Genomic DNA, 25,976 nt, shown 5'->3' with positions numbered 1-25,976 from the left:
TCAGATGGTGAAATCCGCCGGCACGCTGTCGTCGCCCGGGCACAGATCATCAGCGTTGAGGGTAAGCGTCAGGCAGGCGCGCGTGCCGGGCATAGCCTCGCCGGGATGCACCGCCTCGTGTGCCAGGCGTGCCCCGCGTGAGCGGGTGAGCGCATCGATCAGCCGCGTGCCAAGGCCGGTGCCATGCACGGTGCCGTCGGGCGGCATGCCCCAGCCATCGTCTTCCACGCACAGCATCAGGCGCGCCTCGGCATCAACCTGCTGCGTCAGGCGCAGGGTGACGCGCACCTCGCCTTCGGCATCGGCCGGATAGGCATATTTGCAGGCATTGCCGACCAGTTCGTTGGCCGCAAGGCCTATGGTGACGGCAAGGTCGGTCTTCAGCCGCGCGGGATCGGCATCGACCGTTACCGTGCGCGGCCGCTGGGCCGACCAGGCATCGCCCATGTCGCTGGCCAGGGCGGCGAGATAATCGTCGATCGCCACGAATTCGACGTCATTGGTCGTGTAAAGCCGCCGGTTGACCTGGGCGATCGTGGCAATACGCTGGTGCGCGCGATAGAGCGCATCGCGCGCGGCCTCGTTGTCCACGCTGCGCGCCTGCATCGAGACGAACGCCATGACCATCTGGAGGTTGTTGGCAACGCGGTGGTTGACCTCGCGCAGCAGGGTTTCCAGCCGGGCGTTGCTGGCGCGCAGATCCTGTTCGGCGCGGTCGCGGGCCTGCCGCAGGGCGGTGGCTTCCAGCACCTGGGCAAAGCTTTGCGCCAGAAGATCGAAGAAATCGTCGCCCACTGCCTTGACGACATAGTCCTGCGCCCCGGCTTTCAGCGCGGCCACGGCGATGCGGCTCTCTTCCGAGCCGGTGACATAGACGATCGGCGGGCAATCGGGCAGGGCGCGCAGCCCTTCGAGCGTGGAGAGGCCGTCGCGACCCGGCATGTAATGGTCCACGGCTACCAGGTCGAAAGCCTGACTTGCAGTCATGGCGATGCCTTCATCGCCGCTGGCCGCGGTGGTTACGTCATATCCCTTGCGCGCCAGCACCCGTGCGACGAGGCGCCGCAGCCCCTCGTCGTCGTCGATATAGAGAATGCGCGCGGCGGGACGGATCAGACCTCCTCCGCACTCGGGATCTGGATCACCGACAGGAACAGGCCCAGCTGACGGATCGCGTCGGCAAAGCTTTCATAGTTGACGGGCTTGGTGATGTAGACGTTGCAGCCCAGGTCATAGCAGCGCTGGATTTCCACCTTGTCATCGGTGGTGGTCAGCACGACCACCGGGGTGCGGCGCAGCGGGCCATCATCGCTCTTGATCCGGGCGAGGATATCGATCCCGCTCATGTCCGGCAGGTTGAGATCGAGCAGCACCAGCGCCGGCCCGTTGTGGCTGGGGCCGTGCTCGCTATCGAGCAGGAACGACAGCGCCGAGGTGCCATCGACGAAGTGATGGATCGTGTTGGAAATGCCGGCGCGGCGGATGTTCTTCTCGATGAGACGGGCATGACCCTCGTCGTCCTCGATCATCACGATGTTGACGGGACGTTGATTAACCATTGGCTTCTGCGCCTTTCCATTCGATCGGCAGGTTGACGCGGAACGTGGCGCCTTTGTCCAATTCCGAAACCACTTCGATCACACCGCCAAGGCGATAGGCAAGCGCACGAACATGCGCAAGACCGATGCCTTCGCCCGGCTGGTCCTGCACGCCAGAGCGGCGGAAAAGGTCGAAAATGCGTTCATGATCACGCGGATCGATGCCGCGGCCGTTGTCCGTCACCTCGATGATGGCGCGGCCGCGCACGGCCTTGCCGCTGATGTGGATTTCACCAGCGCGGCCGGGCTGAAGGTACTTCAGCGCGTTTTCCATCAGGTTGGAAAGAATCTGTTCCAGCGCGGTGCGATCGCTGGTGAGCGTGGGCAACGCCGCGATGGTCAGCGTGGTGCCGGTTTCGGTCAGGCGGTGCTGCATCGTATCGGCGATCGAGCGGACCAGCGCGGTGAGATCGAGCGTCTCGGGCGCCAGGGTGCGGCGCCCTTCGCGCGAGAGGCGCAGGATGGCATTGATCAGCCGGTCCATCTTCTGGGTGGAACTGCGGATGAAGCCGATCGCCTCGGGCAGGTCTTCCTCTACCGCGCGCAGCACATCGGCGGGCGAGGGCACCGCAGCGCCCGCCTGCGCCGGATCGTGCAGCGAGCGGGCGATCACGTCGGTCGCCGCTTCCAGTTCGGCGGTAAAGCCCATGACGTTGACCAGCGGAGAACGCAGATCATGGCTGACGATATAGGCAAAGCGCTGGATTTCGGCGTTGGCGCGCTGCAGCTCGGTGGTGCGCGAATCGACCAGGCGTTCCAGGTCGGTATTGAGCGCGCTCAGCTCCAGACGCGATGCGCGCAGATCGCGCAGGGTGCGGCGCACCAGCAGGATCGTGGCGCTGGCCACTGTCAGGATCAGCAGCGCGATCGCCACCAGCACCATGTTGAACGTGCGCAGGCTTTGCGCCTGCAGCGATTCGCGCTGGCGCAGCAGGGCGCGCTCTTCATCGGCCATGGCGTCGGCCACCTGGCGGATCTCGCGAATATGGACGACGACGGGATCGTGGAAGAAATCGCTGCGCAGGGCGGCCTGCGCGCTTCTGCCCCTGCTCCGTTCCGTCCTTTCGGCCTTGACGTAATCGCTCAGCAATTGCCGCATCCGGCGGATGTTGGCGGCCTGCTCAGGATTGTCTGCGGTCTTGCTCTGGACCATGTCGAGATCGGCGAGCGCGCTGGCCAATGCCTTGTCGAACAGGCCATTGAACGCGGGGTCATCGCTCAGCAGGCGGCCGCGCCGGGCGGTCTCCATGCGCTCGGCCTTGCTGGCAAAGGCGCCGATGCGCGCCTGAACTTCCAGCGTATGGGCAACCCAGCGCTCGCTGTCGGTATTGCGTTGCTGCGTCCACAATGCCGCGCCGAGCCCGGCGAGCAGGGCGGCAAAACCGATGGTCAGCAGTGTCAGGATGAAGCGGTTGACCCGGGTATCCCTACCCAGCGCGGTCAGATTCGTCGTTTGCATTGAGACCCTTCCCGCGCGGCACGATCGCAGATGGCGCCGCGCGCCCACGACAGGAATGCCGATCGGCCCGGTTGGTTCCACCTGCGTCCCTCAACAATGGCATTTTTGCGCCGGGGCGAGCGCGGCATGGCAGCGGCGGCGCGCAGGTTTGCCATGAGAAAAAAGGGTGCAGGCCGCGCGGCCCACACCCCTTTTTCAAGCCATCGGCGCTGCCGCTGGATCAGACCACGCGGCGCACCTTGTTGCGGTGCTGGCCGGTCGTGGCCGGGCCGCGCGGGCGGAACCGGCGCTTGGCAGCGGCTTCGCCACCGGCGTCGTGCCGGGCGGCATCGCTGCGCGGGGCGTCGCTGCGACGGCGATCCTGGCCGGTGCGGTCTGCGCTGCGCGGCGCGTCACTGCGGGGAGCATCGCTGCGGCGCGTGTCGTCACGGCGGGGCTCGCCGCGATTGTCGGCGCGGGGGGCGTCCTGGCGTGGGCCACCGTCACGGCGGCCATCGCGGCGTCCGCCGTCCTGGCGGCCACCCTCGCTGCGCCCGCCATCGCGACGGCCACCACCGGCGCGACCACGCGGCTGGTCGCGGCGCATGTCGGTGTCTTCGGCCGCGCGACGCACGGGTGCGGGCAGGCGTGCCGCATCGGCCAGGAAGTTTTCCGGCAGCGGCATGACATCGGGCTTCACCTTGGTGAGGCGCTCGATATCGCGCAGGTAGGGCTTTTCATCAGGCGCGCAGAAGCTGATCGCCACGCCATCGGCACCGGCGCGCGCGGTGCGGCCAATGCGGTGCACATATTGCTCGGGCACGTTGGGCAGTTCGAAGTTGAACACGTGGCTCACCCCCGAAACGTCGATCCCGCGTGCGGCAATGTCGGTTGCCACCAGCACCGGGCACGAACCCTGGCGGAACGCTTCGAGCGCGGCGGTGCGCTGCGCCTGGCTCTTGTTGCCGTGGATGGCGCGGGCATCGATGCCGGCGGCGGAAAGATTGCGCGCCACGCGATCGGCACCATGCTTGGTGCGGGTGAACACGATGCCGCGATCGAGCTGCTTTTCCGCCAGCAGGCGGCGGATCGTCAGCGACAGCAGCGCCTGCTTTTCCGGCTGGTTGAGGAAGCTGACGAACTGTTCGACGCGTTCGGCCGTGGTCGATTGCGGGGCCACTTCCACGCGCACCGGGTTCTTGATGAACTGCTTGCCCAGGTCTTCGATCGACTTGGGCATGGTGGCGGAAAAGAACAGGCTCTGGCGCTTGGCCGGCAGCAGGTTGGCCACGCGCTTGAGCGCATGGATGAAGCCCAGGTCCATCATCTGGTCGGCTTCGTCGAGCACGAAGATTTCAGTGCGGCCGATGGTCAGCGCGCGGTTGTCGATCAGGTCGAGCAGGCGGCCCGGCGTGGCCACCAGGATATCGACGCCCGGCACCAGGCGGCGGGCCTGCTTGCCGATGGGAATGCCACCGAACACGCAATCGACCGTCAGGCGCAGGTTCTTGGCATAGCCCTTCATGTTGTCGGCGATCTGGGCGGCCAGTTCGCGGGTCGGCGAAAGCACCAGCATGCGGCACGACGCCGGCTTGCGCGGCTGCGGATCGGCGGCCAGGCGGTGCAGCGAGGGCAGCGCGAACGCGGCGGTCTTGCCGGTGCCGGTCTGCGCGATGCCGAGAAGATCGCGCCCTTCGAGCAGCGCGGGAATCGACTGGCGCTGGATCGGGGTGGGATCGGTGTAGCCCTTGGTTTCAAGCGCGCGGAGAATCGGCTCGGCAAGGCCAAGGTCAGAAAAATAGGACATGGAGTTCCAATGCTTTGCAATGCCTCCCATGGCCGGCCACGACAATGCGCGACAGGCCCGATGGGTGCAGGGTCGAACGTGCGACCCCTTGCGTGATAAAGGGAGGCGGGTGGGGCACGATGCGCGCAGCCGGGGCGGATCGTTTCCGTAGCGACGGTCGATCTCACGCTTGCCCGGGCCTCTGTCACCTGCCGCTGGATCGCGGCGGGCGCATCGCACCTGCTGGTCGCTCCCTTAGGGGCAATGGCCTCGATACGCAAGGAAATTGCGCTGCGCTGCACCCGGGCCTAGGGCGTGGCATGGATTCGCCCGGCCATCCTGCCCCACCCGCCAGCCCCTGCACGGGGGTGTGCAGCATCGCGCCCGATAGCGGCCTGTGCCGTGGCTGTGCCCGCACCATGGCCGAAATCACCGCATGGTACCGCGCGGGAGCGGAAGAAAAGCATGCAATCCTGGCACGTTGTGAAAAACGCCTTGCCACCGGCCACGTGGCACCCTAACCGATCGGCCACGTCACTTGGGGAGTAGCCACCGCGCGTCGCGCGCGGCGCCCAGCGTCAACATGCTTGGTCGAGAGATCATGGCGCGGGCAGAGGCAGGCCGGACACGGCCCGCTGCGGGCAAGACCAAATGGCAGCTGTGTGATTCGCTCGGCCGGGCGGAAGCACGCGCTGTCGTTTGTCTTCGTCTCGCCCGGCCCGGAACGTATCACCCATGGCACCCTTGTTCGAAGCCTTCAGCACCTCCACCGCCGTGGTCGCGCTGGCCGAAATCGGCGACAAGACCCAGCTTCTCGCCATTGTCCTGGCCACGCGGTTCAAGCGGCCAGTGCCGATCGTGCTGGGCATCCTCGCTGCCACGCTGGTCAACCATTTCCTGGCGGCCCTGGTCGGCATGGTCGCGGCCGACCTGCTCGATGGCCTGTGGTTCCGCTATGCCATTGCGGGCGGCTTCATCGCCATGGGCCTGTGGACCCTGGTGCCCGACAAGCTCGATGACGAGGACGACGCGGCGCGGCCGGCGCGCTTTGGCGCGTTCCTGACCACGGTGGTGGCGTTCTTCCTGGTGGAAATGGGCGACAAGACCCAGGTGGCGACCATCGCGCTGGGCGCGCGGTTCCACGATGCCGTGGCGGTCACGGCCGGCACCACGCTGGGCATGATGCTGGCCAATGTGCCGGCGGTGTTCCTGGGCAATGCCCTGATCGCGCGCGTGCCGATGAACCTGGTGCGCATGGTTGCCGCCGCGCTGTTCATCGTGATCGGCAGCTGGCTGCTGGCGCAGACGGCTGGTCTGGTTTGAGGGTTGGGGCGCTGCGTTGGCGCCCTTCGACAGGCTCAGGGCGAACGGGGGGCATTATCCCCCGGAACCGTTCGGGCTGAGCTTGTCGAAGCCCTTGTCGCGCGCAGCGCTTAAAACTGGGTGCGCAGCCCGTCGATCACGAATTGCGCCGCAAGGGCCGCCAGCAGCACGCCCAGCAGGCGGGTGACCACCGCCTCTACCTGCTCGCCCAGCACGCGGATGATCGGGCGGGCGGCCACCAGCGCAACAAAGCTGAGCACCATGACGACGCCCAGCGCGGCGAGCACCACCGCGGTTTCCTCGGTGCCGTGGGCGCGCGCGGTCAGCAGCATGATCGAGGCGATCGAGCCCGGCCCGGCCAGCATCGGCATGGCCATGGGAAAGACCGAGACGTCTTCCACGTGGGGCTGGGCATTGCGCACCTTTTCCGCGCGTTCCTCGCGCCGTTCGGTGCGCTTTTCGAACACCATGTCGAGTGCGATCAGGAACAGCATGATGCCGCCGGCGATGCGAAAGCTGGCGAGTTCGATGTGCAGCGCGCCGAGCAGGGCTTCGCCGAACAGGGCAAAGACCACCAGGATGCCGGTGGCGATCACGCAGGCGCGCAGCGCCATCTGCGTGGCCTGGCGCGCGCTGGCATGGGTGGTCAGCCCGGCATAGATCGGCGCGCAGCCGGGCGGATCGATCACCAGAAACAGCGTGGTGAAGGCGGACAGGAACAGTTGCAGCATGTCAGCCACCTTGGCGCTGGTCGGGGGCGGCGTCCAGATGGACAATGTCGGCCATCACGCCGTCTTTCCACTGCCAGGCGCGAAACGCGCGGCTGCCATCGGGCCGCACGGTGGATCGCCAGGCCAGGGTGCCATCGTTGGATTGCGCGGTCTGACTGTCGGACCCGGCGGGCGCGTCGTCAGCGGGAATCGCGCCAGCCAGGGGGCGCTGCACGATGGGCGCGTTCTTGGCGGGCTTGGGCGCAGGGCGATCGTCTGCGCCGGCTGGCATCGGCCGGGCCGGGCAATCGGCCACCAGGCCGATCAGGAATTCGGGCGCATCGGGCAGGCTGGCGGCCGTGCCCTCCAGCGACAGGCGCCATTGGTAGTTGCCCTTCTTGGCGTGGCGCTGCCACACCGTGGCATACCAGCCGCCGGTTCCGGTGGCGGTTTTCCAGCGGCCACGGGTGATGCCAAAGCTGCCGTCGCAGGCGATCCACGCGGCATCGGGCTGATGCGGGTGGCCCGGCATGGCATCCTTGCGGCGCAGCAGGGGATCGGCTGCCTGGCGTGGCGGCAGGATAAGCTCGGCCCCTTCGGCCATGCTGGTGGCCAGTCCCTCGCGCGGGCCCTTGGCCTGCATGGCCTGGGCCGTAGCGATATCGGCGCCGATCAGCGCGCTGGGATTGGCGATCATCCGCACGCGTCCGCCGGCCGGCTGGGCCAGGGCGGGGGCGGCAAGGCAGAAGGCAAGCGCAAGGGCGATGCCGGGGGCACGAAACAGCATGCCCCCGGTTCTATCGGATGCCGGCCCGGGGGCCAAGCAAGCACTTGGCAATGAAACGTTCCGCCAAGAACCGTGATCAGATCGCGTCAGGCGCCAGGGCCAGGCCGGCGTGGCGATAGGCCGCCACCAGCGTGTTGCGCAGCAGCACGGCAATGGTCATCGGGCCGACCCCGCCGGGCACCGGCGTGATCGCGCCCGCCACCGCAGCGGCTTCGTCATAGGCAACGTCTCCGACCAGGCGCGTCTTGCCTTCCACGGCACCGGCCACGCGGTTGATGCCCACGTCGATCACCGTGGCGCCAGGCTTGATCCAGTCACCCCGGATCATTTCCGGGCGGCCAACGGCGGCCACGACGATATCGGCGCGGCGCACCACATCGGGCAGGTTGTGGGTGCGGCTGTGCGCCACGGTCACCGTGCAGCTTTGCGCCAGCAGCAGCTGGGCCATCGGCTTGCCCACAATGTTGGAGCGGCCGATGACCACGGCATCGAGCCCGGACAGATCGCCCAGCCGGTCTTGCAGCAGCATCAGGCAGCCCAGCGGCGTGCACGGCACGAAGCCGGCCTGGCCCACGGCCAGGCGCCCGGCATTGGTGACGTGAAAGCCATCCACGTCCTTGTCGGGGTTGATCGTGGCGATCACCTTCTGCTCGTCAAGATGGCGGGGCAGCGGCAACTGCACCAGAATGCCATCAACGGCGGGATCGGCGTTTAGCTGTTCGACCAGGGCCAGCAGCGTGGCTTCGTCGGTATCGGCGGGCAGCTTGTGTTCGAAGCTGGCCATGCCGGCTTCCACCGTGCTCTTGCCCTTGGAGCGGACATAGACCTGGCTGGCCGGGTCTTCTCCCACCAGCACCACGGCAAGGCCTGCCTGGCGCCCGGTGGCCTGGGTGAATTCGGCCGCCAGAGTGGCGATGCGCGCGCGCAGGTTGGCCGCAAAGGCCTTTCCATCGATAACGTTGGCAGTCATGAAATCAGTACCCCGAGGCGGCCAGGCCGTTGAGCAGGATCGACAGCAGGCGCAGCAGCACGATCAGCACCATGGGCGAAAAATCGATACCGCCGGTGTTGGGCATGAAGCGGCGGATCGGCGCCAGCAGCGGATCGAGAATGGCATTGAGCGCGCGCCAGATCGCGACGACCGCGTTGTTGCTGGTGTTGATCACGTTGAAGCTGATCAGCAGGCTCATCACGAACTGCACGATCACGACCATGCTGACAACGCTGATCAGGTAATCGATCATCTGGACAAGGGTATAGAGCAGCACGGGCGGCGTTCCTTATGGCGGCAGCGGTGCTGCGCTTTAGCCCAGGCTAGGCCCCAAGGGCAATCGGGTGAACGCCGCCCTTTTGCGCAAGATTTCGTTGGGTCTTGGCCCGCTCAGGGCATCAAGGTGGTGCTGTCGATGTGCCAGCGCAGCTGCTCGGCGGTGGCGCCCGGCACATCGTTGACCCGGCGCAGCACCACTTCGCCGGTCAGGCGGCGGGCGCCGTCGATGATCGTCACCGGGGCCGTGTAATAGATCGATCCGGCGGCGCCTTCGGACTGGCCGGGATCGATCGTCACGCGCGGTTGCACCAGCTTGCCCCAGCGCGCGGTGAATGCCTTGGTGTCGAGCCCGCTGCCCTTGCCGTGATCGCCCCAGAACGCGCGGACCGAGGCCCAGTCGCGCGCTTCCACCGCCGTGCCCCAGGCGGCCAGCACCTTGCCCGGATCGCGCCGCGCGTTGAGCGCTGCGGCGTAGGCAGGATTGGGCGCCGGATCGGCTGCGGCTGCGTCAGTCGCGGCAGGCTTTGACGCTACATCGGGCGCGCTGTCTTCGCTCGGCAGGTCAGAAGGCGCCACGATCCAGGCCGGCGGGGTGGTTTCCGCACTGTCTGGCGCGTTGGCAGAGGCTTGCGGTGCGGGATCAGGCCGCCGGTCACATCCCGCAAGGTTGATGACGATGGCAGAGGCGAGGGCGGTGGCCATGCAGGAACGGATCATGCCCCTAACCACGCTTGGCATCGGCTTTCGTTCCATTCCCTGCCTGCCTGGCCCGTTTCGGCGCGCGCGGCTTTCAGCGATGGATCAGCGTGCCGGCGCCGCGCGCGGTGAAGATTTCCAGCAGCATAGCATGGGGCACCCGGCCATCGAGCACCACCGCCGCCTCGCACCCGGCCTCCACCGCGTGGACGCAGGTTTCCAGCTTGGGGATCATGCCGCCGCTGATCGTGCCATCGCGCGTCAGCCCGGCGATGTCGTGCGGGGTCAGGTCGGTCAGCAGGCGCTTGTCCTTGTCGAGCACGCCCGGCACGTCGGTCAGCAGGAACAACCGCGAAGCGCCGAGCTTGGCCGCGATCGCGCCAGCCATGGTATCGGCGTTGATGTTGTAGGTGTGCCCGTCCTTGCCCACGCCGATCGGCGCGATGACCGGGATGAAGCCAGCCGCGCTGGCGGTGTGGATGATGGTCGGATCAATCTCGGTCGGTTCGCCGACAAAGCCCAGATCGACCACACGCTCGATATTGCTTTCCGGGTCTTTGGTGGTGCGTTCCACCTTGGTGGCGGTGACCAGGCCGGCGTCCTTGCCGGAAATGCCCAGCGCCTTGCCCCCGGCCGCCGCGATCCAGCTGACCAGTTCCTTGTTGATCTTGCCCGACAAGACCATCTCGGCCACTTCGGCGGTGGCTGCATCGGTCACGCGCAGGCCATCGATGAAGTGCGATTCCACGCCCAGCTTCTTGAGCATTGCGCCGATCTGCGGGCCGCCGCCGTGCACCACCACCGGGTTCACGCCCACGGCCTTGAGCAGCACGATGTCTTCGGCAAAATCGCGCGCGGCATCGGGATCGCCCATGGCGTGGCCGCCATACTTCACCACAAAGGTCTTGCCGGCATAACGCTGCAGATAGGGCAGCGCCTCGGTCAGCGTTTCCGCCTTGGCGAGCATGCTGGTGCGATAGGAGTCGGTCTGATCGATGTTCGTGGCCATGATGGCGGCGCCTTAGCCGTCTTCGACCGAATTTGCAGTGGTTATTTGCGCCGTGAAGATTTGTGGTCAGGCGCGATCGAGGCGGCGCCCCAGCCGCACCGCGAGCCAGATCAGCGGCGGCACCATCAGCGTGGACAGCAGCAGCTTGGCGCCGAGCTGCCCGGTCATCAGCGCGCCGATCGGCAGCGGGTGCCCGTCGGCGCCCTTTTCGCCCCAGAACGACAGCGTGATGAAGAGCACGGTATCGGCCACCTGGCTGAGCAGGCTGGCGAGCCAGGCGCGCAGCATCAGCCGCTGCCCCTGGCCGCCGCCGATACGGGCAAAGACATGCACGTTGAGCGTTTGCGACACGCCATAGGAAATCAGCCCCGCCAGCTGCATCCGCGCGCCCTGGCCCAGCACCGTGGCAAAGGCTTCCTGCCCCTGCCAGAACGGCGCGGGCGGCACGGCGTGGATCACCAGGGTCAGCAGCACCATCGAGACGATCAGCGGGATGAAACCCAGCCGCACCAGCGTGGTCGCGGCCTTCTGGCCATAGAGTTCGGCCGTGGTGCTGGACAATACAACCAGCAGCAGAAAGCAGAAAATGCCCGATTCCACCGCCAGGCTGCCGACCACGGGCCAGGTGCCCAAGCTCGCGATCTTGGCCCCCAGCACGCCGGCAAGAACCACTAACCCGCCGTAAAGCAGGGAAAATACGAACAGTGCGCGGGGCAGGGAGACGGTCTGCGGCGCGGATGAAGGCATCTTTTCCATCGGTGGCCTCTATCCTGATTTTGACGCGGCGCCAAATATGGTTAGGAACGAAACCGTCTAAATCCCCCGTACGTGGAGTTGGCGATCCCGCCATGCGCATTCTTTCCAGTCTTGGCGGCATGGCGCTGCTGTTTGCCATCGCATTCCTGCTCTCCTCCAACCGCCGCGCCATTCGCTGGCGGGTGGTGCTGCCAGCCTTTGCCCTGCAGGCGGGCCTGGCCGCGCTGGTCCTGAGCTTTCCGCCGGGCAAGGCGGCGTTGCAGGGCGCGGCCAGCGCAGTGCAGCAGTTGCTGTCCTATTCGCGCGCCGGGGTGGAATTCGTGTTCGGCGATCTCGCCCGGCCCGAACTGGGCGGCAAGAGCGTGGCGATCGCTGTGCTGCCGCCGATCGTGTTCTTCGCCGCGCTGATCTCCATCCTCTATTACCTGGGCATCATGCCGCTGGTGATCCGCTGGATCGGTGGCGCGCTGGAAAAGGTGACCGGCATCAGCCGCGTGGAATCGCTGTGCGCGGCGGCCAACATCTTTGTCGGGCAAAGCGAATCGCCCTTGGTGATCCGCCCTTATCTTGCTGCGCTCTCGCCCAGCCAGGTGTTCACGGTGATGAGCGTGGGCATGGCGGGCGTGGCTGGCACGATCCTGGCCGCCTATGCCGGGCTGGGCGTGCGGGTGGATTACCTGGTCGCGGCGGCGTTCATGTCGGCACCGGGCGGGGTGTTCATGGGCAAGCTGATCATGCCCGACGTGCCCCCGCTGCACGATGCCGTTGATGCCGATGCCGACGCCGCGCTGACCAATCCGCACATCAAGCCTTCGCTGGAAGAGGCGCCGGAAGAACAGCGCCCGGCCAACCTGATCATGGCCGCCGCGCAAGGCGCGCAGACCGGGGTAAAGCTGGCTGTGGCGGTGGGCGCGATGCTGCTGGCGTTCGTGGCGCTGATCGCGCTGGCCAATGGCATGCTGGGCTGGGCCGGTGGCTTCTTCGGCCATCCCGGGCTGACTTTCCAGCAGATCCTTGCGCCGATCTTTGCGCCGGTGTTCCTGCTCTTGGGCGCGCCCAACTGGGCCGAGGCGATGCAGGCCGGCGGCCTGTTCGGCACCAAGATCGTGCTCAACGAATTCGTCGGCTTCATCGATCTGCAAGAGGCCAAGGGCCTTTCCGATCACACGATCGCGATCGTCACTTTCGCGCTGTGCGGCTTTGCCAATTTCTCCTCGATCGCCATCCAGATGGCGGTGACCGGCGGCCTGGCACCCAACCAGCGCCCGGTGATCGCGCGGCTGGGCATCAAGGCGCTGTGCGCCGGCGCGCTGTCCAACCTGATGAGCGCGGCGCTCGCGGGGCTGTTTCTGTCGCTTTGACATCAAGCCCCTCCGTCGGCCTTGCGGCCGCCACCTCCCCATCGCTGATGGGGAGGACCTGAAGATCCTCCCTGCCGAAGGCGGGGAGGGGGACCGCCGCGCAAGCGGTGGTGGAGGGGCTATGCGTTTGCCTCGCGCTTGAGTTCATAAAGCAGATCGAGCGCGGCGCGGGGTGACAGCGCATCGATATCCAGCGCGTTGAGCTTGTCGCGCAGCGCATCGACCTTGTCCTCGGCCGCCTCGATCGCGGCGGCAAACAGGGGCAAGTCACCAAGGCCCGCAGCCAGGCCACCAGTGGCGGCGCGGCCCTTTTCCAGCTTGTCGAGCACGCTGCGCGCGCGCTTGACCACCGGTTCGGGCACCCCGGCCAGGCGCGCGACGGCCAGGCCATAGGACTTGTCGGCCGGGCCCTGCGTCACCTCGTGCAGCAGGACCAGATCGCCTTTCCACTCGCGCGCCCGCACATGGTGCAGCGACAGCGCCGGGCAGGTTTCCGCCAGGCGCTGCATTTCGTGGTAATGGGTGGCGAACAGGCAGCGGCTGCGGTTGGTTTCGTGCACCGCCTCGGCCACGGCCCAGGCCAGGGCCAGGCCATCATAGGTCGACGTGCCGCGCCCCACTTCATCGAGGATGACGAAGCTGCGCGGGCCGGCCTGTTGCAGGATCGCGGCGGTTTCGACCATTTCGACCATGAAGGTGGAGCGTCCGCGCGCCAGGTTGTCGCTGGCACCGACGCGGCTGAACAGCCGGTCGACCAGGCCCACCGTAGCCTCTTGCGCGGGGACATAGCTGCCGGCCTGGGCCAGCAGCACGATCAAGGCGTTCTGGCGCAAGAACGTGGACTTGCCGCCCATGTTCGGCCCGCCGACCAGCCACAGCCGGTCAGCCTCGGCCAATTGGCAATCGTTGGCCACGAAGCGTTCGCCCGCCTTGGCCAGCGCGGCTTCCACCACCGGGTGACGGCCGCCGGTGATCGCCAGCACGGGTTCTTCCACCACCTGCGGCAGGCACCAGCCGCCCTCGCCGGCGCGCTCGGCATGGCTGGCGGCCACGTCGATGCGGGCCAGCGCGGCGGCGGTGGCGGCAATGCCCTCGCGTGCGGCGACGGCCTGGGCGATCAGGTCTTCGAAATGGGCTTCCTCGGCGGCCAGGGCATGGCCGCCGGCCTCGGCGATGCGGCTGGCTTCCTCGTGCAGGGCCAGCGCATTGAAACGCACCGCGCCGGCCATGGTCTGGCGATGCGTAAAGCCGGAATCGGGCGCCATCAGCCGGTCGGCATGGCGCGCGGGCACTTCGATGAAATAGCCCAGCACGCCGTTGTGGCGGATCTTCAAGGCGGCAACGCCGGTCTCGTCGCGGTACCTGGCTTCCAGCGCGGCGATGGCGCGGCGCGAATTGCCGGCTGCGGCGCGCAGTTCGTCTAGCCCGGCATCATAGCCTTCGGCGATGAACCCACCCTGGCTGCGCTCGGTGGGCGGGGTGGGCACCAGGGCGCGGGTATAGAGATCGACCAGCGCGCCATGGCCGGCCAGATGCGGCAACAGCGCGGCGATCAGGGCCGGGCGATCGGCGCGCGCCGAAAGGCTGTCGTGCAGGTGCCGCGCCTGGGCCAGGCCATCGCGCAGCTGGCCCAGATCGCGCGGCGAACCGCGCCCGGCGACGACGCGGCCCAGCGCGCGGCCGAGATCGGGCACAGTGCGCAAGGTGGCGCGCAGATCGGCCCGCAGCAGCGGATCATCGACCAGCCACTGCACCGTTTCCAGGCGGGCGCGGATCTGCGCCAGATCGAGCAGCGGCGCGGCGAGGTCTTCGGCGAGCAGGCGCGCGCCCGCACCGGTGACGCAGCGATCGATCGCCTCGGCCAGGCTGCCCTTGCGCGTGCCGCTGGCCGACACCAGCACTTCCAGGCTGGCGCGCGTCGCCTCGTCCATCGCCATGTGCGCATCGGCCCCGCGCGCCACCGGCGGCAGCAGCAGCGGCAGGCGCCCGCGCCCGACGTGGTCGAGATAGGCGATCAGCCCGCCCGCCGCCGCCAGCATGGCGCGGCCGAACATGCCAAAGCCATCGAGCGTGGCGACACCGTGCAGTTCTTTGAGGCGCGCTTCGCCCGCTGCGCTGTCAAACGTGCGGCCGTCGCGCGGCACGGCATCGAGCGGGGCATCGGCCCAGCCATCGGGGGCGACGATCTCGCGCGCACCGAGCCGGGCGAGCGCGGCGCCGAGCCGATCGGGCGTGCATTCCTCCAGCTCCATCCGCCCGGTGGAAATGTCGCATGAGGCGAGGCCCACGCTGTCGCGCAGCGGGCACAGGGCAGCCAGCACGTTGGATTCGCGCGGGTTGAGCAGGGCTTCCTCGGTCAGGGTGCCGGCGGTGACGAAGCGCACGATGTCGCGCGCCACCAAGGCCTTGGAGCCGCCGCGCTTCTTGGCCTCTTCCGGGCTCTCCACCTGCTCGGCAATGGCCACGCGGCAACCGGCGCGGATCAGGCGGGCAAGATAGCTTTCCGCCGAATGGACCGGCACGCCGCACATCGGGATCGGCGCGCCGCCATGCTCACCCCGGCTGGTCAGCGCGATATCGAGGATCTGCGCGGCCTGGCGGGCATCATCGAAAAACAGTTCGAAGAAATCGCCCATGCGATAGAACAGCAGGCAATCGGGCGCCTGGTCCTTGAGCGCCAGATATTGCGCCATCATCGGGGTGGGGGCGGGGGTGGACATCGCGCTATCGCTAGCCCAGGCGGCGCGCATTCTCAAACCCGCAGGCGGGCCTTATGAACAGGCCGGATAGGCCGGCAGGGCGGCCTGCGGGTGTCACGGCTCCCCATGGCGGCATCGGCGTGATAAGGGCAGCCGCTCCACGCCCAGTATCCATCCCTGTTTCCACCCCAGCCCGACGCAGCGCAAAAGAGGCCTGATGCAAGTTTTCCCCCAGCGATTCCGGTTTCTGCTCGATTGGCGCGGCGGGGGTCTGCCCTGGCTTTCAACGCCGGCGATCATCCTGGGCGTGCTGCTGATCTGCTTTCCGTTCGTGCTGGTCGATGTGCCGCCGCTGATCGACGTGCCGGGCCACATGGGTGCCGCCGCGATCGAGGCGGCCGGGCCGGACAGCCCGCTGGGCAAGTATCTGGGCTGGAAGTGGGTGTTCACGCTCAACATCGGCGGCGACGTGCTGATGAAAGTGCTGGGCGGCTGGTTGGGCGTGCTGGCGGCCGGATGGTGGAGCACGGTGCTGGCGACGGGCCTGTTTGCCGGCGGCTGCCTGGCCACGGTGCGGGTGGCCAATGCCCGCGGCGGCCACGGCGCGCCTTGGGCGCTGATGTGGGTGTTCAGCTTTCCGCTGCTGACCGGGTTCCTCAACTACATCCTGGGCACCGGCCTGTCGCTGTGCGCCTTTGCCGCGGCGATGGCGCTGGAGCACCGCCCGCGCGACCGTGCCGGCCTGCTCGTGGTGGCCCAGCCGCTGGCGATGCTGTGCCATGCCATCGGCGGGCTGCTGCTGGCGGTGATGGTGGGCGCCAATGCCTTTGGCCGCGAACTGGACAACCTGCCGGCCGGTTGGTGGCGCCCGTCGCGCTGGCGCACGGTGATCGCCACGCACGATTGGAAGGCCGCCGCCGGGCGCCTCATCGTGCTGTGCTGGCCGCTGCTCGCCACGGTGCTGACCATCGTCTTGTGGAAGCTGTTTTCGCCCGAACCAGCGCGCAGCCTCAATGCCTGGCGCTGGGAACAGAAGGGCGTGTTCCTGGGCATCACCTTGCGCGACCAGTCGTTTGCGCTCGACGTGATCACCACGGCCGCCGCCTATATCCTGCTGCTCGGCGGGTTCTGGCTGGGCGGGCGGTGGAACTGGCAGCGCGGCCTGCCGGGGCTGTGCGTGCTGATCCTCTATGTGATCATCCCGAGCGATATCAACGGCAGCGCCTTTGTGGACGTGCGCCTGCTGCCCCCGGCGATGATGCTGTTGCTGGGCCTGCAGGACTGGAGCGGCGCGCGCCCGCGCGTGGCCCGCGCCGTGGCCTATGCCGGGCTGGTTCTGCTTGGCCTGCGCACGGTGGTCACGGCGGCCAGCTTCGTCGATTATGCCGATGACTATCGCCAGCAGCTATCCGCGCTCGAACATATCGAGCCGGGCGCCCGCATCCTCACGTTCGTGGAACATTCCTGCCTGGAGGAAGCGTGGCGCAACACCCGGCGCGATCACCTCGCCAGCCTGGCTAGCGTCTATCGCCAGGCCTGGGTGAACGACAACTGGGCCGTACCCGGTCTGCACATGGTCGTGCCGCGGTTCCGCCCGGCGCGCAATTTCGCGGCCGATCCGTCGGAATTCGTGTGGTCGCGGCGCTGCGCCAGCGGGCGGCTGCGCTCGATCGACTCGGCCCTGCGCTTTGCCCCGGTGGAACGGGTCGATTACGTCTGGCTGATCGATACCGGCCTGCCGCGCAACCCCGATCCACGCCTGCGCCTGGTGTGGCAGCAGGGGCGCAGCCTGCTGTTTGCCGTGCGGCCGCTGGGCCTGCCCAAATGGCAGGCGCGCGATTTGTAAGGGATCATTTCGTGCGCGCTCAAGCCTTCCCTAGCGCATTCGAATGTGCAAGGGGGCAAGACGAGTTTCCAGTCTGCCGGGAGTGCGCGAATGTCCGAGGAAAGCAACGTCCGTTTCACCGAACGCGAAGCGCTTTTCTATCACAACACGATCCGGCCTGGCAAAATCGAGATCATCGCCTCCAAGCCGATGGCCACGCAGCGCGATCTCAGCCTGGCCTATTCGCCCGGCGTGGCCGTGCCGGTGCTGGCCATCGCGGACAATCCCGCCACGGCCTATGACTATACCGCCAAGGGCAACCTGGTGGCGGTGATTTCCAACGGCACCGCCATCCTGGGCTTGGGCAATCTGGGTGCCTTGGCGTCGAAGCCGGTGATGGAAGGCAAGGCGGTGCTGTTCAAGCGCTTTGCCGATGTCGACTCGATCGACATCGAACTCGCCACCGAAGACCCCGAAGCCTTTATCGAGGCCGTCGCCCTGATGGAGCCCAGCTTTGGCGGGATCAACCTGGAAGACATCAAGGCCCCGGAATGCTTCATCATCGAGCAGGCCCTGCGCGAGCGGCTGAAGATTCCGGTGATGCACGATGACCAGCACGGAACCGCGATCATCACCGCCGCCGGCCTGCTCAATGCCTGCCACCTGACCGGCCGCGCGATGTCCGAGGTCAAGGTCGTGGTCAACGGCGCGGGCGCGGCGGCGATTGCCTGCACCGAACTGATCAAGGCCATGGGCGTGCGCCACGACAACGTGATCATGTGCGACCGCACGGGCACGATCTATCGCGGCCGTACCGACAGCATGGACCAGTGGAAGAGCGCCCACGCCGTCGATACCCCGGCCCGCACGCTGGAAGAGGCGCTCGATGGCGCCGACATTTTCCTGGGCCTGTCGGCGGCCGATGCGCTCAAGCCCGAATGGGTCAAGAAGATGGCGCCGCAGCCGATCATCTTCGCGATGGCCAACCCCGATCCCGAAATCAATCCCGACGCGGCCAAGGCCGTGCGCCCGGATTGCGTGATCGCCACCGGCCGTTCCGACTATCCCAACCAGGTCAACAACGTCCTGGGTTTCCCGTACATTTTCCGCGGCGCGCTGGATGTGCAGGCCACTGCGATCAACGAGGAAATGAAGATCGCCGCGGCTTCTGCGATCGCCGAACTGGCGCGCGAGCCGGTGCCCGAGGAAGTGGCGGCGGCCTATGGTAAGAACCACCAGTTCGGCCTGGACTACATCATTCCTGCCCCGTTCGATCCGCGCCTGATGGAGCGGGTTTCCTCGGCCGTGGCCAAGGCGGCGATGGAAACCGGCGTGGCACGCAAGGCAATCGAGGATTTCGAAGCCTATCGCGAAAGCCTCAAGGCGCGGCTCAACCCGACGACCTCGGTGCTCACCAACGTCTATGCCAGCGTCAAGCAGAACCCCAAGCGGGTTGTCTTTGCCGAGGCCGAGCAGGAAGTGGTGCTGCGCGCCGCGATCCAGTTCCGCGATTTCGGCTATGGTACGCCGGTGCTGGTCGGCCGCACCCAGGGCGTGCTCGACAAGCTTTCGGAACTGGGCGTGTCCAACCCGTCCAGCTTTGAAATCCACAACTCCAATGTCTCGCCGCTGGTGGAAGACATGGTGTCCTACCTCTATCCGCGCCTGCAGCGCCGGGGCTTCCTGGAACGCGACGTGCGCCGCATGGTCAACAACGATCGCAACGTCTTTGCCGCGCTGCTGCTGGCGCTGGGCCATGGCGATGCGATGATTTCGGGCACCACCCGCCCGTTTGCGCAGACCATGAAGGAAATTCGCCGCGTGCTGGGGCCCAAGCCTGGGCACCTGCCGTTCGGCGTGCACCTGATGGTGGGCAAGAACCGCACGGTGTTCCTGGCCGATACCACGGTCAATGAACGCCCCAATGCCGAGGAACTGGCCGATATCGCCATCGAGACGGCCGCCGTTGCCCGCCGCATGGGTCACGAACCGCGCGTGGCGTTCCTTTCCTATTCCACGTTCGGCAATCCCTATGGCAAGTGGCTCGATGCGCTGCGCGATGCGGTCGCGATCCTCGATGAACGCCAGCCGGGCTTTGAATACGAAGGCGAAATGGCGCCCGATGCCGCGCTCAACCCGCGCATCATGCAGACCTATCCGTTCTGCCGCCTGTCGGGCCCGGCCAACGTGCTGATCATGCCTGGTCTGCAATCGGCCAATATCTCGGCCAAGCTGCTGCGCGAGCTGGGCGGCAACGCTATGATCGGCCCGATGCTGCTCAACATGGAAAAGCCGGTGCAGATCGCCCCGATGACGGCAACTGCACCCGACCTGCTGACCCTGGCCGTGCTGGCTGCGGCAGGCATCACCGCCTGACAGGGCTGAAGACAAAAAAGGGGGCGCAGGCCATGCGGTCTGCGCCCCCTTTTTTGTGCAAGTTTGATCCGATCAGATCAGCCCGGCGAGCGGGCTCGACGGATCGGCATAGCGGCGCGTGGCCATGCGGCCGGCGAGATAGGCATCGCGCCCGGCCTCGACTGCGGCCTTCATCGCGCGGGCCATGCGGATCGGGTCTTTGGCCTCGGCAATGGCGGTGTTCATCAGCACGCCGGTGCAGCCCAGTTCCATCGCCACGGCGGCATCGCTGGCCGTGCCCACGCCGGCATCGACCAGCACCGGCACCTTGGCCCCTTCCACGATCAGGCGGATCATCACCTTGTTCTGGATGCCCAGGCCCGAACCGATCGGCGCGCCCAGCGGCATGATCGCCACCGCACCGGCTTCTTCCAGCTGGCGCGCGGCGATCGGGTCGTCGGCGCAATAGACCATCGGCAGGAAGCCTTCCCTGGCCAGCACTTCCGTGGCGCGCAGGGTTTCGCGCATATCGGGATAGAGCGTGCGCGCCTCGCCCAGTACTTCCAGCTTGACCAAGTCCCAGCCGCCCGCCTCACGCGCCAGGCGCAGCGTGCGGATGGCGTCTTCGGCGGTGAAGCAGCCCGCGGTATTGGGCAGGTAGGTGACCTTGCGCGGATCGATATAGTCGGTCAGCATCGGCGCCTTGGGGTCCGACACGTTGACCCGGCGCACCGCGACGGTGACGATTTCCGCGCCCGAGGCCGCCAGGGCGGCCGCGTTCTGGGCAAAATCCTTGTACTTGCCGGTGCCCACGATCAGGCGCGAGCGGAAGGTGCGGCCGGCCACCGTCCAGGTATCGTCCGGCGCCGCACCATCGCCATCGCCACCACCGACGAAATGCACGATCTCCAGCACGTCGCCATCGGCAAGCGGCACCTGCGCCAGGGTGGAGCGGGGCACGATATCGCCATTGCGCTCCACGGCCACCTTGGCCGGATCGAGGTCCAGGGTGCGCACCAGATCGGCAATCGTGCCGGGAGCAGCGCGGCGCGGTTCGCCGTTGAGCGTGAGCGACAGGGTCGAGCTTTGCGGGTTCGTGGCCATGGCTGCGTGCTTTAACGACGGCACGGCACGGTGCAAGGCTTCAGCAGGCATTCCGCCGCATGTTGACCACATGGGCAGAGGCCACCAGCAGCACGCCGGCGATGGTCAGCACCGATTCCGCCGCGCCATGGCCGACCATCACCGCTGCCGTCATCAGCGCCAGCCCGGCCAGGCCCAGCGCCAACGGCAGGCGATGACCGTGGCGCAAGGCGCCCATGCCGATCGTGGCGGCACTGATCACGATCGCCAGGACCAGGCCGATATGATGGATTTCGGGGTTGAGCAGCACGCCGCCGCCCAGGCCCAGCACGCCAACCAGGAATAGCCCGGCCAGGCAGTGAATCATGCACAGCCCCGAGAGGATCACGCCGAAACGGTCGAGCCGGCTGCGCAGGGTGAGGAGTGCCTGGTTCATGGCGCGCATATATGTAATGTTGTATCATTATTCAAGCGTTTTGACGGAAGGCCGTTGGGGCCCAACGGGAAGGACCGTTGGCGACGGGGTGCAAATCCGCGCTTCCCCCAAATGCCACTTGCGCGGCCTGGCGCAAGGCGCGAGAGAACGGCCCATGATGGCTTCCCGCACTGCTTCGCCTGCATCGGCGCCCCATGCTTCTGCCACGCCGCGCGCACCTGCCACCCAGGCGGTTCCGACGCAGGGCCTTGTGCGCTGGCTGGCCGTGGTGGCCGCGATGATCGTGGCGATCGTGGTGGTGGGCGGGATTACCCGGCTGACCGAATCGGGCGTGTCGATCACCGAATGGAATGTGGTTTCCGGCGCCTTGCCGCCTTTGACCCAGGCGCAGTGGCAGGCCGAATTCGATGCCTATCGCCAGACCCCGCAATATATCCTGGTCAACGGCCCGGCGGGCATGACTCTGGCGACCTACAAGTTCATCTTCTTCTGGGAATGGGTGCACCGCCTGCTGGCGCGCACCATCGGCCTGGCATTTGCTGTGCCGCTCGCCTGGTTCTGGCTACGCGGCAGGATCCCGGCCGGCTATGCGCCGCGGCTGCTTGCGCTGCTGGCGCTGGGCGCGTTGCAGGGCGCGGTGGGCTGGTGGATGGTCAAGTCCGGCATCGTCCACGATGTGAAGGTCAGCCACTATCGCCTGGCGACCCACCTGGGCGTGGCGCTGTTCACCCTGGCCGGGATCGTGTGGACCATGCTCGACCTGCGCGCGCTGGCGCGGGGAGAGGCGCGGGCGCGGCTGACGGGCCTGGGCGCACTGGCGCTGGGCATGCTGGCGCTGCAGCTGGTTTATGGCGCGTTCCTGGCGGGCTTGCGCGCGGGCGTCGTCGCGGGCGCAGGGTGGTTTTCGTGGGATGCCTGGCCATTGATGCAGGGCAGCTTCTTTCCTGCCGGCGTGGAATGGGCGCGCGGCGCCTGGGCCACGCTGACCGGCGATCCCTATCTCGTGCATTTCTTCCACCGCTGGTGGGCCTGGGCCGTGGTGGCCGTGCTGGTGGTCATGGCGCGCCGGCTGCGCCGGGCAGGGCAGCGCCGGGCTTCCATCGCCATTCACAGCGCCTTTGGCACGCAAGTGCTGCTGGGCATCGCCACGGTCTATAGCGGGGTTTCGCTGTGGTTGGCGGTGCTGCACCAGCTGTGCGGCGCGATCCTGCTGATCTGCACGGTGTGGGGAGCGCATGCCCTGGGCCGGGTCAAAAACGCGGCCTGATCAGCGCATTTTTAGGAGAGGTATTATTTTACCTCTCCGCAAAGGCCCGGTTTGCTTGACTCTTGGGGCGCTTTGCAACAAAGGCGCGGTTCTTCACCCCGTTTGTGCCAAGTCTGGCACGCGATGGGGTAACCCATCATCCAGGGAACCGAACAGCCATGAAGGCTCTCAGCAAGGTCACCCGGTCGATCAAGCCGGCCGAGGTGGAAAAGAACTGGCATCTTATCGATGCCGAAGGCCTGGTGGTCGGCCGCCTCGCCGTCATCATCGCCAACCGTCTGCGCGGCAAGCACAAGCCCAGCTTCACGCCCCACGTCGATTGCGGCGATCACGTTGTCGTGATCAACGCCGACAAGGTGCGCCTGACGGGCAACAAGCTCAAGGCCAAGACCTATTACAAGCACACCGGCTATGCCGGCGGCATCAAGGAAGTCACCGCGGACAAGGTCCTGGGTGGTCGCTTCCCCGAGCGCGTGCTGGAAAAGGCTGTTGAGCGCATGATCCCCCGTGGTCCGCTCGGCCGCGCCCAGATGCGTGCGCTGCACCTCTATGCCGGTACCGAACACCCGCATGGTGGCACCCAGCCGGTGGCGCTCGACGTCGCCTCGATGAACCGCAAGAACAAGGTGGGTGCCTGATCATGGCCGATAACGACACCGTCTCGAGCCTGGCCGACCTCAAGAACCTGACGTCTGCCACGCCCGCTCCTGCTGCTGCCGAAGCGCCCGCCGCCGAAGGCGACGCGCCGGTTGCGCCTGCTGCTCCCACCGCCCCGCTGCGCGATCGCGAAGTCGACGCCTTCGGCCGTTCCTATGCCACCGGCCGCCGCAAGGATGCCGTGGCCCGCGTGTGGCTCAAGCCCGGCAGCGGCAAGATCGTGGTCAACGGCCGCGACCAGGAAGTGTACTTCGCCCGTCCGACCCTGCGCCTGGTGATCAACCAGCCGTTCCAGGTTTCGGGCCGCGAAGGCCAGTACGACATCATCGCCACCGTCAAGGGCGGCGGTCTGTCGGGCCAGGCTGGCGCCGTGAAGCACGGCATCGCTCAGGCTCTCTCGAAGTTCGAACCCGCGCTGCGCGGCGCCGTGAAGGCCGCCGGCTTCCTCACCCGCGACAGCCGCGTGGTGGAGCGCAAGAAGTACGGCCGCGCCAAGGCACGCCGCAGCTTCCAGTTCTCGAAGCGCTAATCGCTTCGACAACGACTACATCAAGGGCTGGCCTTCGGGCCGGCCCTTTTTGTTTGCGGGTTAGGCGCGGGTCAGCATGCCCCGTCCGCATCGGCCGGGCTGCGCAGCGAGGCGAGCAGCACGGCCAGTTCGCTCTGGCGGGTCACGCCGGTCTTGGCGAAAACGTGCTTGAGCTGGGTGCGCACGGTGGCGGGCGAGGCGGCGTGGCGCTGGGCGATATCTGTGGGGGACAGGCCCTGGGCCACGGCCCGCGCGACGCGGGCTTCGGCCGGGGTCAGGTCGAACAGCGCGCGGATCAGGTCGGCGCCCGGCACGCTGGGATTGCCGGCGCTGGCCAGGATGATCACCGCGCCGGCGCTGTCAAAGGCATCGTGGCCAGCCCCGCGCAGCGGCACGAGGTGCAGGGCATGGCGGGCCAGGCCGGCCGCGTCGCGCAAGGGCAGCGAGGCACCGCCGGGGTTGCCGCTGCCGGCCTGCAATCCCATGATCGCGGCGCGCAATTGGCTGTCGCAGGCAGGGTGCAGGGCGCGCAGGGCGCCGGCGCGCTGGGTCAGCAGGTGGTCCATCGCCTGGGTGAAAAGGGCGTTCATCGCCTCGATCCGGCCAACCGGATCGATCACCGCCGCTGCCACGCTCACCAGTTCCAGCGCACCGACCGCGGCCGACAGGCGCTGCATCCGCAATTGCGCGCTCAGCGCCAGGGCGCGGGCCAGGTGCGGCCGCAGGCTGTCGAGCTGGCGCGCCGCCGTGCGCGAGGCGGCATGGCTGGAAAAGCCTTCCACTGCCAGGATCAGGCCATCGTCCCCCGCGCCCTGAACCAGCGTTGCCGCGCCGGCGTCGGCACGGTGCGGCGTGAGGAATTGCGCATAGATTGGCAGCGTCGCCAGTTCTTGCGAGGTGTGCAGGTCGCTGTCGGTCAGGAAGCCGGGATGCGCGCCGCGTTCCATCAGGCGGCCCACGCGCGTGTTGTGGGCGTTGAAGCCCTGCTCCATGAACGCCTCGGTCATGGCGCGGACGCCATCGGTGGAGGTGATCGCCATGCCTTGCGGGCCGATGCGGATCAGGTTGCTGCCTTGTGCGCCCATTCGCTCGGCCAGGGACTGCAATACCGCCAGCCAGCGTTCGGGCACGGCCGCCGCTTCATAGATATCGCCGATCAGCCCCGCATCGAACATGCCCGCCAAATCACCTGCCCGCCGTTCCCCACGGTAAGGTTAGCGCAGATTGTGACAGGAAAACAGCCGGCCTGATCAGAGCTGCCGCTTTTCGAGATAGGCGCGGAAGGCCGCGATGCTGTCGGGCACGTTGGCCCGGCCAAAGCCGATACGGAACCGGTCGGTGGGGACGGGGCCCAGTTCGGAATGATAGATGCCCGAAGGCAGCAACAGCACGCCGGCCTGGGTCACCAGGTCTTCGCAGAACGCGTCCACCGTACCCGGTCCGCGCCAGCGCGGATAGCCCACGCAGCCGCCATCCGATCGCGTCCATTCGAACAGGTGCGGATAATCGGCAAAGAACGCATCGAGTAGTGCAAGGTTGGCGAGCACCAGGGCGTTGTTGCGCCCAACGATGCGCTCGCCTGCACGCAGGGCGATGATGCCCAGCGCTTCGCTCGGCGCAGAGTTGCAGATCGACAGGTAGTGCTTCATCCGCTCCATGCGCGAGAGCAGTTCCTGGTCCTGGCAGGCGATCCAGCCGATGCGCAGCCCCGGCAGGCCATAGGCCTTGGACAGCACATTGAGCGACAGGCCGCGCTCATAGATATCGGCCACTTGCGGCAGGTGCCGCGCCGGGTCGGGGCCGAGCAGGCGATAGACCTCGTCGCTGAAGAGCCAGATGCCGTGGCGGCGGCACAGCGCCACTAGCCCATCGAGCGTGGCACGATCGGGGATGCAGCCGGTGGGATTGTGCGGGAAATTGATCGACACCAGCCGCGTATTGGGGCGGATGGCGGCGGCCACGCGATCGAGATCGAGCCGCCAGCCCTGGTCGGGATCGAGCGGTACGCCGGTGACGGCGCAAAGCGAGAGCGGCACGGTTTCGGCGGCCTGGTAATTGGGCGTGATGACGATGGCGTGATCGTCTGCACCCAAGAGCACGTGGTTGGCGACATAGATGCCCTCTTCCGCGCCGGCAAAGCACAGCACGTTGTCAGGCGTCATGGTGTCATAGGTGCGCGCGATTTCTGCGCGCAGCACCGGCGCGCCGAACGTCTGGGTATAGCCCAGCCATTGCGCATCGAAGGCGGCGGCATCGGCCGGATCGGCCAGCGCCAGTAGTTCGCGCACCGTCATGCTTTGCGCGTCGGATGCGGTCAGGTGGTGGCGGGCGGCGAATTCCCAGTGCGAGAAATAGGCCTCAAGCCGGAAATCGGGCAGGTTCATGCGCGCA

General features: G+C 67.2%; 24 protein-coding genes. 8 read left to right on the top strand and 16 right to left on the bottom strand.

All coding sequences use genetic code 11. The annotated features are described in order from the left end of the window. From C8K14_RS08115 to C8K14_RS08100, 4 genes are all read right to left on the bottom strand, one after another. Positions 1-1,086: a sensor histidine kinase gene (locus C8K14_RS08115; protein ID WP_255420060.1), complete on the bottom strand. Its 1,086-nt coding sequence runs from the start codon at positions 1,084-1,086 to the stop codon at positions 1-3. Positions 1,087-1,112: 26 nt separating this feature from the next. Next, entirely contained in the window at positions 1,113-1,559 is a 447-nt protein-coding gene (locus C8K14_RS08110) for a response regulator (protein ID WP_054131621.1), read from the bottom strand. Next, entirely contained in the window at positions 1,552-3,057 is a 1,506-nt protein-coding gene (locus C8K14_RS08105; protein WP_107716331.1) for an ATP-binding protein, read from the bottom strand. Before C8K14_RS08105 ends, C8K14_RS08110 begins: the two co-directional genes overlap by 8 nt. 220 nt (positions 3,058-3,277) lie before the next feature. Then, on the bottom strand, positions 3,278-4,843 hold the full coding sequence (locus C8K14_RS08100) for a DEAD/DEAH box helicase (RefSeq protein ID WP_107716330.1): 1,566 nt from the start codon (positions 4,841-4,843) through the stop codon (positions 3,278-3,280). A gap of 44 nt (positions 4,844-4,887) precedes the next feature. Here C8K14_RS08100 and C8K14_RS23215 point away from each other — a divergent pair, with 44 nt between their 5' ends. Both C8K14_RS23215 and C8K14_RS08090 read left to right on the top strand, forming a co-directional pair. Then, a complete protein-coding gene (locus C8K14_RS23215) occupies positions 4,888-5,343 on the top strand; it encodes a DUF1289 domain-containing protein (RefSeq protein WP_369974045.1) in 456 nt (151 codons plus the stop codon). Positions 5,344-5,557: 214 nt separating this feature from the next. Beyond that, positions 5,558-6,145, top strand: a complete 588-nt coding sequence (locus C8K14_RS08090) for a TMEM165/GDT1 family protein (RefSeq protein ID WP_022675603.1) — start codon at positions 5,558-5,560, stop codon at positions 6,143-6,145. A gap of 110 nt (positions 6,146-6,255) precedes the next feature. Here the strand turns inward: C8K14_RS08090 and C8K14_RS08085 are convergent, their stop codons facing one another. From C8K14_RS08085 to C8K14_RS08045, 7 genes are all read right to left on the bottom strand, one after another. Then, complete coding sequence (locus C8K14_RS08085) at positions 6,256-6,876, bottom strand: MarC family protein (RefSeq protein WP_028657678.1); 621 nt, start codon at positions 6,874-6,876, stop codon at positions 6,256-6,258. 1 nt (position 6,877) lies between these two features. Then, a complete protein-coding gene (locus C8K14_RS22610) occupies positions 6,878-7,642 on the bottom strand; it encodes a hypothetical protein (protein ID WP_054131616.1) in 765 nt (254 codons plus the stop codon). 76 nt (positions 7,643-7,718) lie between these two features. Next, the gene (gene folD, locus C8K14_RS08065; RefSeq protein ID WP_107716326.1) at positions 7,719-8,612 is read right to left on the bottom strand and encodes a bifunctional methylenetetrahydrofolate dehydrogenase/methenyltetrahydrofolate cyclohydrolase FolD; all 894 of its coding nucleotides are present in this window, start codon (positions 8,610-8,612) and stop codon (positions 7,719-7,721) included. A 4-nt stretch (positions 8,613-8,616) separates the two neighbouring features. Beyond that, a complete protein-coding gene (locus C8K14_RS08060) occupies positions 8,617-8,910 on the bottom strand; it encodes a YggT family protein (protein ID WP_022675599.1) in 294 nt (97 codons plus the stop codon). A 113-nt stretch (positions 8,911-9,023) separates the two neighbouring features. Continuing rightward, positions 9,024-9,614: a hypothetical protein gene (locus tag C8K14_RS08055; RefSeq protein WP_108338588.1), complete on the bottom strand. Its 591-nt coding sequence runs from the start codon at positions 9,612-9,614 to the stop codon at positions 9,024-9,026. Positions 9,615-9,702: 88 nt separating this feature from the next. Continuing rightward, complete coding sequence (gene argB, locus C8K14_RS08050) at positions 9,703-10,617, bottom strand: acetylglutamate kinase (protein WP_022675597.1); 915 nt, start codon at positions 10,615-10,617, stop codon at positions 9,703-9,705. A gap of 66 nt (positions 10,618-10,683) precedes the next feature. Continuing rightward, positions 10,684-11,364, bottom strand: coding sequence for a queuosine precursor transporter (locus C8K14_RS08045; protein ID WP_028657676.1), 681 nt, complete (start codon positions 11,362-11,364; stop codon positions 10,684-10,686). Positions 11,365-11,465: 101 nt separating this feature from the next. Here C8K14_RS08045 and C8K14_RS08040 point away from each other — a divergent pair, with 101 nt between their 5' ends. Further along, positions 11,466-12,734, top strand: coding sequence for a NupC/NupG family nucleoside CNT transporter (locus C8K14_RS08040; protein WP_022675595.1), 1,269 nt, complete (start codon positions 11,466-11,468; stop codon positions 12,732-12,734). Positions 12,735-12,853: 119 nt separating this feature from the next. On the opposite strand, the gene mutS is transcribed toward C8K14_RS08040, so the two are convergent. Continuing rightward, positions 12,854-15,430 carry a DNA mismatch repair protein MutS gene (gene mutS, locus C8K14_RS08035; RefSeq protein WP_107716324.1) on the bottom strand — a complete coding sequence of 859 codons (2,577 nt, stop codon included), beginning with the start codon at positions 15,428-15,430 and terminating at the stop codon, positions 12,854-12,856. Positions 15,431-15,650: 220 nt separating this feature from the next. On the opposite strand from mutS, the gene C8K14_RS08030 reads away from it, so the two are divergent. After that, positions 15,651-17,279 (top strand): hypothetical protein, encoded by a 1,629-nt coding sequence (locus C8K14_RS08030; protein ID WP_107716323.1) that lies wholly within the window; start codon positions 15,651-15,653, stop codon positions 17,277-17,279. Positions 17,280-17,369: 90 nt separating this feature from the next. Further along, positions 17,370-19,634, top strand: coding sequence for an NADP-dependent malic enzyme (locus C8K14_RS08025; RefSeq protein WP_022675325.1), 2,265 nt, complete (start codon positions 17,370-17,372; stop codon positions 19,632-19,634). Between the two features lie 72 nt (positions 19,635-19,706). Here C8K14_RS08025 and thiS read toward each other — a convergent pair whose 3' ends face one another. Then, on the bottom strand, positions 19,707-20,717 hold the full coding sequence (gene thiS, locus C8K14_RS08020; protein ID WP_107716322.1) for a sulfur carrier protein ThiS: 1,011 nt from the start codon (positions 20,715-20,717) through the stop codon (positions 19,707-19,709). A gap of 40 nt (positions 20,718-20,757) precedes the next feature. Continuing rightward, complete coding sequence (locus tag C8K14_RS08015; protein ID WP_022675323.1) at positions 20,758-21,132, bottom strand: MerC domain-containing protein; 375 nt, start codon at positions 21,130-21,132, stop codon at positions 20,758-20,760. Positions 21,133-21,289: 157 nt separating this feature from the next. On the opposite strand from C8K14_RS08015, the gene C8K14_RS08010 reads away from it, so the two are divergent. The 3 genes from C8K14_RS08010 to rpsI all read left to right on the top strand — a co-directional run bounded on the left by C8K14_RS08010 (position 21,290) and on the right by rpsI (position 23,585). Beyond that, positions 21,290-22,399: a COX15/CtaA family protein gene (locus C8K14_RS08010; RefSeq protein WP_107716505.1), complete on the top strand. Its 1,110-nt coding sequence runs from the start codon at positions 21,290-21,292 to the stop codon at positions 22,397-22,399. Positions 22,400-22,557: 158 nt separating this feature from the next. Next, a complete protein-coding gene (rplM, locus tag C8K14_RS08005) occupies positions 22,558-23,037 on the top strand; it encodes a 50S ribosomal protein L13 (RefSeq protein WP_022675321.1) in 480 nt (159 codons plus the stop codon). 2 nt (positions 23,038-23,039) lie between these two features. Beyond that, a complete protein-coding gene (rpsI, locus tag C8K14_RS08000) occupies positions 23,040-23,585 on the top strand; it encodes a 30S ribosomal protein S9 (protein ID WP_107716321.1) in 546 nt (181 codons plus the stop codon). A gap of 71 nt (positions 23,586-23,656) precedes the next feature. Here rpsI and C8K14_RS07995 read toward each other — a convergent pair whose 3' ends face one another. Both C8K14_RS07995 and C8K14_RS07990 read right to left on the bottom strand, forming a co-directional pair. Beyond that, positions 23,657-24,760, bottom strand: a complete 1,104-nt coding sequence (locus C8K14_RS07995; protein WP_107716320.1) for a helix-turn-helix transcriptional regulator — start codon at positions 24,758-24,760, stop codon at positions 23,657-23,659. A 75-nt stretch (positions 24,761-24,835) separates the two neighbouring features. After that, entirely contained in the window at positions 24,836-25,969 is a 1,134-nt protein-coding gene (locus tag C8K14_RS07990; RefSeq protein ID WP_107716319.1) for a pyridoxal phosphate-dependent aminotransferase, read from the bottom strand. Positions 25,970-25,976 lie beyond the last annotated feature (7 nt).

The organism is Novosphingobium sp. GV079 (assembly GCF_003058045.1).
In the GTDB taxonomy this organism is placed as follows: domain Bacteria; phylum Pseudomonadota; class Alphaproteobacteria; order Sphingomonadales; family Sphingomonadaceae; genus Novosphingobium; species Novosphingobium capsulatum.
This window is presented reverse-complemented; position numbering and strand designations above follow the sequence as displayed.

Excerpts from the sequence above, each read along its gene's own strand:
- C8K14_RS08110 (WP_054131621.1), bottom strand. The coding sequence starts at position 1,559 with ATGGTTAATCAACGTCCCGTCAACATCGTGATGATCGAGGACGACGAG.
- C8K14_RS08105 (WP_107716331.1), bottom strand. The coding sequence starts at position 3,057 with ATGCAAACGACGAATCTGACCGCGCTGGGTAGGGATACCCGGGTCAAC.
- C8K14_RS08100 (WP_107716330.1), bottom strand. The coding sequence starts at position 4,843 with ATGTCCTATTTTTCTGACCTTGGCCTTGCCGAGCCGATTCTCCGCGCG.
- C8K14_RS23215 (WP_369974045.1), top strand. The coding sequence starts at position 4,888 with ATGCGCGACAGGCCCGATGGGTGCAGGGTCGAACGTGCGACCCCTTGC.
- C8K14_RS08090 (WP_022675603.1), top strand. The coding sequence starts at position 5,558 with ATGGCACCCTTGTTCGAAGCCTTCAGCACCTCCACCGCCGTGGTCGCG.
- C8K14_RS08085 (WP_028657678.1), bottom strand. The coding sequence starts at position 6,876 with ATGCTGCAACTGTTCCTGTCCGCCTTCACCACGCTGTTTCTGGTGATC.
- C8K14_RS22610 (WP_054131616.1), bottom strand. The coding sequence starts at position 7,642 with ATGCTGTTTCGTGCCCCCGGCATCGCCCTTGCGCTTGCCTTCTGCCTT.
- folD (WP_107716326.1), bottom strand. The coding sequence starts at position 8,612 with ATGACTGCCAACGTTATCGATGGAAAGGCCTTTGCGGCCAACCTGCGC.
- C8K14_RS08055 (WP_108338588.1), bottom strand. The coding sequence starts at position 9,614 with ATGGCCACCGCCCTCGCCTCTGCCATCGTCATCAACCTTGCGGGATGT.
- argB (WP_022675597.1), bottom strand. The coding sequence starts at position 10,617 with ATGGCCACGAACATCGATCAGACCGACTCCTATCGCACCAGCATGCTC.
- C8K14_RS08045 (WP_028657676.1), bottom strand. The coding sequence starts at position 11,364 with ATGCCTTCATCCGCGCCGCAGACCGTCTCCCTGCCCCGCGCACTGTTC.
- C8K14_RS08040 (WP_022675595.1), top strand. The coding sequence starts at position 11,466 with ATGCGCATTCTTTCCAGTCTTGGCGGCATGGCGCTGCTGTTTGCCATC.
- mutS (WP_107716324.1), bottom strand. The coding sequence starts at position 15,430 with ATGATGGCGCAATATCTGGCGCTCAAGGACCAGGCGCCCGATTGCCTG.
- C8K14_RS08030 (WP_107716323.1), top strand. The coding sequence starts at position 15,651 with ATGCAAGTTTTCCCCCAGCGATTCCGGTTTCTGCTCGATTGGCGCGGC.
- C8K14_RS08025 (WP_022675325.1), top strand. The coding sequence starts at position 17,370 with ATGTCCGAGGAAAGCAACGTCCGTTTCACCGAACGCGAAGCGCTTTTC.
- thiS (WP_107716322.1), bottom strand. The coding sequence starts at position 20,717 with ATGGCCACGAACCCGCAAAGCTCGACCCTGTCGCTCACGCTCAACGGC.
- C8K14_RS08015 (WP_022675323.1), bottom strand. The coding sequence starts at position 21,132 with ATGAACCAGGCACTCCTCACCCTGCGCAGCCGGCTCGACCGTTTCGGC.
- C8K14_RS08010 (WP_107716505.1), top strand. The coding sequence starts at position 21,290 with ATGGCTTCCCGCACTGCTTCGCCTGCATCGGCGCCCCATGCTTCTGCC.
- rplM (WP_022675321.1), top strand. The coding sequence starts at position 22,558 with ATGAAGGCTCTCAGCAAGGTCACCCGGTCGATCAAGCCGGCCGAGGTG.
- rpsI (WP_107716321.1), top strand. The coding sequence starts at position 23,040 with ATGGCCGATAACGACACCGTCTCGAGCCTGGCCGACCTCAAGAACCTG.
- C8K14_RS07995 (WP_107716320.1), bottom strand. The coding sequence starts at position 24,760 with ATGTTCGATGCGGGGCTGATCGGCGATATCTATGAAGCGGCGGCCGTG.
- C8K14_RS07990 (WP_107716319.1), bottom strand. The coding sequence starts at position 25,969 with ATGAACCTGCCCGATTTCCGGCTTGAGGCCTATTTCTCGCACTGGGAA.